Source organism: Bacillus sp. AFS040349 (assembly GCF_002577655.1).
In the GTDB taxonomy this organism is placed as follows: Bacteria; Bacillota; Bacilli; order Bacillales; family Bacillaceae; genus Metabacillus.
This window is the reverse complement of sequence record NZ_NUMC01000028.1, coordinates 82097-91025: the sequence shown is the minus strand read 5'-3', so window position 1 is coordinate 91025 and position 8929 is coordinate 82097. Positions and strand designations below refer to the sequence as shown.

11 protein-coding genes are annotated in these 8929 nt (G+C 36.8%); 1 reads left to right on the top strand and 10 read right to left on the bottom strand.

Annotated elements, in window-relative coordinates:
* Nucleotides 1-21 precede the first annotated feature (21 nt).
* From COD11_RS07165 to COD11_RS07130, 8 genes are all read right to left on the bottom strand, one after another.
* Nucleotides 22-489, bottom strand: a complete 468-nt coding sequence (locus COD11_RS07165; RefSeq protein WP_255301555.1) for a chemotaxis protein CheW — start codon at nt 487-489, stop codon at nt 22-24.
* A gap of 139 nt (nt 490-628) precedes the next feature.
* Nucleotides 629-1441, bottom strand: a complete 813-nt coding sequence (locus COD11_RS07160) for an urease accessory protein UreD (RefSeq protein ID WP_098796073.1) — start codon at nt 1439-1441, stop codon at nt 629-631.
* Complete coding sequence (gene ureG / locus COD11_RS07155; protein ID WP_098796072.1) at nt 1438-2055, bottom strand: urease accessory protein UreG; 618 nt, start codon at nt 2053-2055, stop codon at nt 1438-1440. Before ureG ends, COD11_RS07160 begins: the two co-directional genes overlap by 4 nt.
* Nucleotides 2056-2082: 27 nt before the next feature.
* Nucleotides 2083-2769: an urease accessory protein UreF gene (locus COD11_RS07150; RefSeq protein ID WP_098796071.1), complete on the bottom strand. Its 687-nt coding sequence runs from the start codon at nt 2767-2769 to the stop codon at nt 2083-2085.
* A complete protein-coding gene (gene ureE / locus COD11_RS07145; protein WP_098796070.1) occupies nt 2762-3208 on the bottom strand; it encodes an urease accessory protein UreE in 447 nt (148 codons plus the stop codon). The genes COD11_RS07150 and ureE overlap by 8 nt, the downstream gene beginning before the upstream one ends.
* Before the next feature lie 9 nt (nt 3209-3217).
* A complete protein-coding gene (ureC, locus tag COD11_RS07140; protein ID WP_098796069.1) occupies nt 3218-4924 on the bottom strand; it encodes an urease subunit alpha in 1707 nt (568 codons plus the stop codon).
* 2 nt (nt 4925-4926) lie between these two features.
* The gene (locus tag COD11_RS07135; protein WP_098796068.1) at nt 4927-5244 is read right to left on the bottom strand and encodes an urease subunit beta; all 318 of its coding nucleotides are present in this window, start codon (nt 5242-5244) and stop codon (nt 4927-4929) included.
* A gap of 19 nt (nt 5245-5263) precedes the next feature.
* Complete coding sequence (locus tag COD11_RS07130; protein WP_098796067.1) at nt 5264-5566, bottom strand: urease subunit gamma; 303 nt, start codon at nt 5564-5566, stop codon at nt 5264-5266.
* Between the two features lie 462 nt (nt 5567-6028).
* Between COD11_RS07130 and COD11_RS07125 the strand changes: the two genes are divergently transcribed.
* Complete coding sequence (locus COD11_RS07125) at nt 6029-6490, top strand: BsuPI-related putative proteinase inhibitor (RefSeq protein ID WP_098796066.1); 462 nt, start codon at nt 6029-6031, stop codon at nt 6488-6490.
* Between the two features lie 58 nt (nt 6491-6548).
* Here the strand turns inward: COD11_RS07125 and COD11_RS07120 are convergent, their stop codons facing one another.
* A complete protein-coding gene (locus tag COD11_RS07120) occupies nt 6549-7646 on the bottom strand; it encodes a CAP domain-containing protein (protein WP_331275778.1) in 1098 nt (365 codons plus the stop codon).
* A 153-nt stretch (nt 7647-7799) separates the two neighbouring features.
* On the bottom strand, nt 7800-8918 hold the full coding sequence (locus COD11_RS07115; protein WP_098796065.1) for a M20/M25/M40 family metallo-hydrolase: 1119 nt from the start codon (nt 8916-8918) through the stop codon (nt 7800-7802).
* Between the last annotated feature and the right edge of the window lie 11 nt (nt 8919-8929).

Genomic DNA, 8929 nt, shown 5'->3' with positions numbered 1-8929 from the left:
AACAATTGGGGTGCAGTTCAATTAAGATTGGTGACTCAGCATTCCCTCTTTTACAACAGCAAAGTTTTCTAAACTTGCTAAAAGAAGAGTTGGATTAATAATCGTAATCAAACGATCTTCTAAACTCGCAACTGCCTCAAAGTATTTTGTAGCTTGAAAAGCTCCAATGCTAATGGATTTTAACTGATCTTCTTGAATATCTAAGATTTCCTTCGCCTCTTTAACGATCAGAGCTGCAGAAATATCGTCTGATTGAATAACAATTAATTTCACATCTTCATCCATTGTCATATGTTGACGATGAAAAATTTGGTGTGTATCCAGTACAGGAATCAACTCTCCTCTAACCTTAACAACACCCTTCATATAATAAGGCATATTTGGAATAACGTTGATATCCTCTAGCTTTTCTATAGAAATCACGTGTTCAATTGGCATTCCGTATTCTTCATCTCTTGTTCGAAAAACAACAACTTTCGAAATATCCATCTTATAATCTCCTCCATACATCCCCTGAGGTTTCTTTCTAACTAAGACTATCATACTATGAAAATCAGGCTTTTGGAAGATGATCTTGTTTAAAAAGGTATAGAAGAAGATTAAGCATATAAGAGTTCTCTCTAGTCTATTACCATTTTCTCCACTCTATCAATTCTTTTTCATCCAATTCTTTACGGATAACAGTTTCACACAAAGTAAAGATCCTTTCAATTACAGGTGTACTGTTAGCCAACACTCTTAATGCCAAACCTGGAATATTCAGTAAGCTTATTCCAAATCTAGCATCTATAGAAGAAGATAACGCTTCTCTTATTTTCTCAATTAACAGTTCATTTACATGAGGATGAATCATAAAAAAGGTCCCTAAATGGGAATACCCTTCAAGTTGCATAAATTGATGAAGATTTTGATCTGGAACTAACAATTGATGGTCAAATACCTGAAGCCTGCCATCAATAAAGATTTTCATTTTTGAAGCCACCTTTTCATATTGAAAAAGCTTCCCATCTTCAGACCATCCAGGTGTGACCACATCTGTATAATAAAAGGTTGAAGTTGATTCCATATACACATTTGTTTGTTGTGAAAATTTAGCATCTTTATATGGTATTAATGAATCTTGTTTCACATATAGCTCACTATTATTTTTTAAAAAATAATCCATTTCTTGAGTTACACCAAATCGAGGTGACTTATAAATCTTTGTGGAAGCTTGCGTAGTTAAAGCAAGTTTTGCCCCTTCATCTACTACAACCTCGGTTCTATAGGAGTCACCATCAACATAGCCACCCCCCACATGGATAAGTGTTAAAAGAGGCAAACCTTCAGGCAGATAGGTCGGACGTGTTATTTTTAACACTCCATCAAAAAAACTATTACTAATCACCGACCTATTTTGTTTTTTCTCTACCTTAAGCTGAAGGTACCCTGTATACGTCATGCTTCAAGACCAACCAAAAATGCTTCCTTACGAATCCAATCCACCACGTCATTAACACCTGTTCCATCTTTAAGATTTGTGAAAATATAAGGACGGTCTCCTCTTGATGATAGTGTGTCTTTTCTCATAATTTCTAGATCAGCCCCAACATATGGTGCTAAATCTATTTTATTAATAATAAACAAGTCAGATTTGATCATCCCTTGACCACCTTTTCGAGGAATTTTTTCCCCTTGTGCAACATCAATAATATAGATAGAAAAATCTACTAGCTCCGGACTGAACGTTGCCGCAAGATTATCTCCACCACTTTCTACAAAAATAAGGTCAAGATTCGGGTGACGCTCATTTAATTCATCTATTGCCGCAAAATTCATTGAGGCATCTTCTCGAATGGCAGTATGAGGGCATCCACCTGTTTCAACACCAATAATTCGATCTTCTGGTAAAGCACCGTTTCTAATGAGAAACTGGGCATCTTCTTTTGTGTAGATATCATTTGTAATGACCGCAACCTCAAGCTCATCCATTAACGCCCTTGTTAATTTGTCTACTAATAAAGTTTTTCCTGCACCTACAGGTCCTCCGATACCGATTTTAATTGGTTCACTCATCTTATTTCATCCTTTCCTATCTTTGAACTATGACATAAACAAACGTACTGAAAGCTGCTCATGTAACATCTGAGCAATTTCCAAACCCGGTGCCCCTGCACCAAGCTGTTCTTCATCAAGACTCATTATTTGTTTGACAATCTGATTCAAGAACGGTTGTATTTCAACTAAAATTTTTTGTCCATCAGTTTGTCCAATGGGAATTCCTCTTACTGCGTTTTGAACGAGTGTTGTAGTTGTTGCAAAGAGATAAGTAGACAAAGTAGTCTCTACCTCTATATCTAGACCTTGACAAACAAATGCAAAAACGATCGAACTGTGGCCATGAGCTTCCTTTTCTTTTATTTTTATTTGATACGTTTTTAGCTGCTTATTTGGAAACAGCTCATTCATGACTTTGACCATTTGCCGACCAATTCGACGATTTCCTTCTCGCGTTTCTTTAGCCATGGCAAGGGCAAAAAGTTCATGATCTAGTTGCCAAATTGAATCCAATCGATTATCTTGTAAATATTCAAAGGCTAGTCGGCATGCTAAACCATCTGTAAAAACAAATTGAGTTTGAAGAAACTGTTTAAGAGCTACCAAAAATGTTTTTTTATCCACCACTTTACCCTCTTGAATATACGTTTCTAATCCAAAAGAGTGAGAAAATGCTCCAGATGGAAAATTCGAATCACAGATTTGCAGCAATTGGAACAAGTGATTAGTCATGTGAATGTCCGATATGTTTAAAGGCTTGATTCATTTTTCTATTTTCCCTAGCATATGGAACTGCTAATTCCTCTAGCAATCGCTCTACTAAATAGTCATACTGAACAATCATCTCATTACCTTCAAATTGAGCTGGTAAATGTCGATTTCCTAATTGATGGGCAATCTCGCCCATTTGTAGGATGCTAGTTGGTTTAATGACAATAACATCATCTTCAATGACACTTATAACTATTGAATTCTTCTCATCCTGAAATAAAATATCTCCATCCATTAATTCTTTTACATCTTTAAGACGGATTCCAAGTTCATTTCCATGATCTGTTTTCACACGTTGAATCTTCTTAACTAAATCATCACTCCTTAAGTAAACACGCTCAACATGATGTGGAGCTTTTTCTAAATCTTTTACATTTCCTACTACTTTTTCAATAATCATTTTCTCACCTCAAAATAAAAAATATCGTTGAGCTAAAGGTACCTTGTTATCTGGTTCACACGTAATCAGTTGACCATCAACCGTAACTTCATAGGTTTGTGGATCGACCTCAATTACAGGTGTTTCTCCATTTAATTTCATATCACTTTTCTTTAATTGACGAATATTCTTTACAATTCCAATTTTCTTTTGTAATCCTAATTTTTTATTTACTCCCTGCTCATACGCTGCCTTAGATAAAAACGTCATGCTTGTCGAATATTTCGCCTTTCCAAAGCTTGCAAACATTGGCCGATACAAGGCTGGCTGTGGAGTTGGAATTGACGCATTTGGGTCTCCCATTACACTCCACGCAATCATTCCTCCCTTTACTACCAACTCTGGCTTAGCCCCGAAGAAGGCTGGATCCCACAAAACAAAATCAGCTAGCTTCCCTACTTCAATGGATCCCACATAATCTGAGATACCATGGGTTATTGCTGGATTTATCGTGTATTTGGCAACATATCTTTTGGCTCTAGCATTATCGTTTTCTTCTCCAGTGATTAATTCACCACGTTGACGCTTCATCTTATCAGCTGTTTGCCATGTTCTTGAAATAACTTCACCGACTCTTCCCATCGCTTGTGAATCGGAACTGATCATGCTAAACACACCTAAATCATGAAGAATATCTTCTGCTGCAATTGTTTCCTTTCGAATACGAGAATCTGCAAAGGCCAAATCTTCTGGTACAGATGGATCTAAATGATGACACACCATCAGCATATCTAAATGCTCAGCAATCGTATTAACCGTGTATGGTCTCGTTGGATTCGTTGATGAAGGAAGTATATTTGGGTAAGAAGCAGCTTTGATAATATCAGGGGCGTGACCTCCACCTGCACCTTCCGTATGGTATGTATGAATAACACGCCCGTCAATCGCATTTAAGGTATCCTCCACAAAGCCACCTTCGTTTAACGTATCGCTGTGGATCGCAATCTGAATATCGTATTTATCAGCAACATCTAACGCTTTATCAATATTTGATGTTGTTGTACCCCAATCTTCATGGAGCTTTAATCCAATTGCCCCTGCTTCAATCTGCTCTGCTAAAGCTTCTTCATTAGAAGCGTTTCCTTTGCCGAGAAATCCTAAATTAACAGGAAATTCTTCAGCTGACTTGAGCATTTGATGAATATTCCATGCTCCAGGTGTACAAGTTGTAGCATTTGTTCCTGTAGCCGGACCTGTACCTCCTCCTATCATCGTTGTAACACCCGATTCAATAGCGGTGCGAACTTGCTGTGGACAAATAAAATGGATATGTGCATCTATTCCTCCAGCCGTAACAATCATCCCTTCAGCTGCAATTACCTCAGTTGAAGCCCCGATCACAATGTCCACAGAGTCCATAATTAGAGGATTACCCGCTTTTCCAATACATGTAATGATTCCTTCTTTTATACCAATGTCAGCTTTATAAATTCCTGTATAATCAAGAATTAGCGCATTTGTCACAACAAGATCTACAGCGTCTTTTCTTGTTGCCAAAGGATGCTGGCCCATGCCATCCCTAATAACTTTACCTCCACCGAATTTAACTTCATCACCATATGTGGTGTAATCTTTCTCAACTTCAATAAATAGTTCGGTATCTCCAAGCCTCACCTGATCACCAACTGTCGGACCAAACATATCTGCGTACTGATGTCTTGACATTCGAAAACTCATCGTTACACTCCTTTATCCAGTGCATCATTTGTTAAATTGTTAAGACCATATATTCTTCTTTCACCTGAAAATGGGATAAGCTCTATTACTTTTTGATCTCCTGGTTCAAAACGGACCGCTGTACCCGCTGGAATATTTAATCTTCTTCCAAAAGCTTTTTCTCTATCAAACTCAAGTGATCTATTAACCTCGTAAAAATGAAAGTGGGAGCCAATTTGTACAGGCCGATCCCCATTATTAACGACTTCAAGTTGTGTTGGCTGTTTGTTTACATTACAAATAATCGGCTCATTTTTTAACCTTAATTGTCCTGGTACCATTCTTCACCCTCTTTTCGTATCATGAAATTGGCTCATGAACCGTTACTAATTTTGTTCCATCAGGAAATGTTGCCTCTACTTGAATGTCATGAATCATCTCTGGTATGCCCTCCATAACATCTTCTCTAGATAATATGTGTTTTCCATATTGCATGAGTTCTGAAACAGACTTTCCATCTCTTGCACCTTCTAACACCTCGTAGGTTAAGATCGCAATAGCTTCAGGATAGTTCAGCTTTAGGCCTCTATTTTGTCTTCTTCTAGCTAAATCCGCTGCAACAACAATCATGAGCTTTTCCTGCTCACGAGAAGTAAGTTTCATTATCGTTTTCCTCCTAAACCTCTAAATGCTTTGTAATATCTTCAAACATTTACTTCATCAAAAACTTTAAATTCTAAAGCATTAGTGGGAGATAAGAATTAAGCAAGACCAGAGAAACAAACTCTATATTATTAGGGGGAAATATAGTACTTTTCTGGTCTTGCTTACAACTTACCTCCTCTTCTTCAGGTTCCTCTGATACATTTACTCACACTAAACATAAGAATAATAAATCACTAACAGTTACATCATAATTAATTACTATACATGTAAGAAAAGTTAACATGATTTATACTTCTCATTATACATAATTTCCATTGTTATACAATGATTTTTTCAAAAATTCAGTTATATATTTTTATAAAACATTATCTGAACTAAACAAATAAAATAAGATTTTTTTGTAACTTTTCTATTGGAAAAACGACAAATATAAAAAGCGATAAAAGGTAGGTGTAGATATTGAGAGCTATCATTAGTTTATTAATAACCATGTTAATACTATTTGGTTGTGGGAATGGTCATACAAGTGAGAATCAACAAGAAGGAGGTAATAATTCTGAAAGTGATCTGGATATTGTTGCAGGTGATATGGTATCAAGCATAATCGAAATTAGTCCACTTCAATACAAATATATAGTTAAAAATCAAACGCAGGAAACAATTACTTTGGAATTTACCAGCTCACAAAGAGTTGATTATTCTGTATCAACTAAGGAAGGTCAGGAGTTATTCCTTTATTCAAGTACAGCCTCCTTTCTTGCAGCATTAGGAGAAGAGACTATTGCACCTGGAGAAGAATTTCAATATAAAATCAACTTGACTGAGTTAAATCTTCAAAAAGGAGAATATATTTTAACTGCATGGATGACTCCTGAGGAAGGGGCATCTTTTAAAATCACTAAAGAGTTTACACTTGAATAACCAAGGAGATAAGTCAGTAGTAAAACAGACTCATCTCTTTGGTTAAAAAATAGAAATTTTATCTTCCTACAAACATTTGTGTCCAATGATGACCATTTGAATCATATCCAATCCCAATGTGCGTAAAATCTTTACTTAAAATATTCTTTCTATGTCCTTCACTATTCATCCAAGCTTGGACAACTTCTTGTGGCGTTCGTTGACCTTGTGCGATATTTTCACCAGCAGTCTTATATGTTACTCCAAAATCCCTCATCATATCAAATGGCGAACCATATGTTGGGCTAGTATGTGAGAAATAATTATTTTGTCTCATGTCTTCCGACTTCTTTTGAGCTACGCCATTCAGTTGTGTGTCTGCTTTTAAATCAGGTAACCCATTTTTACGTCGTTCTGCATTTGTTAAGTCAATAACCTGCTGAACAGCCTGATTAACACCTTGTGCTGGCTGTTGGTTTTCAGCAGGTGCTTTTGCTTGTTCTTGTTTAGCTGGTGTCTGTTGTTGCGCTGGCGCTTTTGCTTGCTCTTGTTGAGCTGGTGCCTGTTGTTGTGCTGGTTGTTGGTTTGTTGCTTGATTATTTTGTTGAGCATCTGCCTGTTGTTTTGTTTGTGCTTGTTGCTGATTTGCAGCTTGCTGCTGAGCTTGTTGCTGGTTTGCCTGTCCAGTATAACGTTGCGCTAATTGATTAGCTTTTTGCTGCGCTTGTTGCTTTTGTTGTTCAATAAACTGACGAGCTTGTTTTTCAGCATCTTCATTGGAATTCGCTTTAATAAATTTATATTTTGCTTCTTGAACAGCAATAGCCTTTGTATGTGGATATTTATCACTCGAAAGATCTGTTTTCGAACTTGATATTGTCATTCCATTCGGATCCTTATTTCCCATGAAACGATCAGTAACTAGTTCGTAATCATTATCTTTGATGTTATTATCAGGATTTGTTGTTCTAAAACGATTATTATCTACTCTGTCAAGTGTATTTATATCCCTCGTAAAAGGTCCATAACTTGTTCGTCCGTTATAATTTACATTCTCTGCAACATCCATTGTATTTGTTCTGTTATCTGTTTCGAAAGCACCTTCGTTATTGTTACATGCGACTAACCCAACAACTAAAGCACTCGTAGTAATCAATCCAAGCTTTTTCTTTATCAATGCAAACCCCTCCTTAAATATTTGATTAGGTACCTTCTTATTTTCTTTAATTTTTTGAAATCTATTGATGGTAATAATCAAGTTATTTGGAGAGAGATTCACTTTTGGGGAATAAACACCAAAAAGCGCTTGGAATAATCCAAGCGCTACGCATTACTGAGCCACTTCTTGAATAACAGCTAAAACAAGTTCAGCTGTTTTTTCAAGTTCCTCAATTGGCATTTTTTCGTTTGTTGTATGAATTTCTTCATAACCTACTGCTAAGTTGACTGTTGGAATTCCATTACCAGCGATTACGTTTGCATCACTACCACCGCCACTTGTTTGCAGTTCACTGTTACGACCGATTCTTGCTGCAGCACGTTTCGCAACTTCCACAACATGATCTCCGTCACCAAATTTAAACCCTGGATACATAACCTCAATATCAACTTCTGCACTTCCACCCATCTCTTTGGAAACACTTTCGAAAGCTTCTTTCATTTTCTTTACTTGTTCTTCCATCTTTTCCGGCACTAGAGAACGGGCTTCTGCTAGGATATGTACTAAATCACACACGATATTTGTTTGTGTACCCCCTTCAAAACGTCCTATATTGGCAGTTGTTTCATGATCAATTCTTCCTAAAGGCATTTTTGCAATTGCCTTTGCAGCAATTGTAATCGCCGAAACACCTTTTTCAGGAGCTACACCAGCATGTGCTGTTTTCCCATAAATTGTTGCCTTAACTTTAGCTTGTGTTGGAGCTGCTACAATAATTGTCCCAACTTTACCATCACTATCAAGCGCGTAACCAAACTTTGCTGTCATTAAACTCGGATCCAACGCTTTAGCTCCCACTAAACCTGATTCCTCTCCGGCTGTTATGATAAATTCTATTTTTCCATGCTGAATGTTTTGTTCTTTTAAGGTTCTAATCGCTTCAAGCATAGCTGCTAAACCTGCCTTATCATCTGCACCAAGTATAGTAGTTCCATCTGTCACCACATAACCACCTTTGATACTTGGCTTTATCCCCTTACCAGGTACTACAGTATCCATGTGGGAAGTAAAATAAATAGGATCAACATTTTCTTTAGTCGCTTCTAATGTACAAATAAGGTTTCCAGCTCCATGACCTGTTACAGCTGTTGTATCATCTTCAACAACGTATAAACCCAGATCGGAAAACTTCTTTTTTAGTACTTTTGCTATCTCTGCTTCATATTTTGTTTCTGAGTCAACTTGAACCAATTCAAGGAACTCGTCTAATAAACGTTGTTTATTAATCATAAAATTCATTT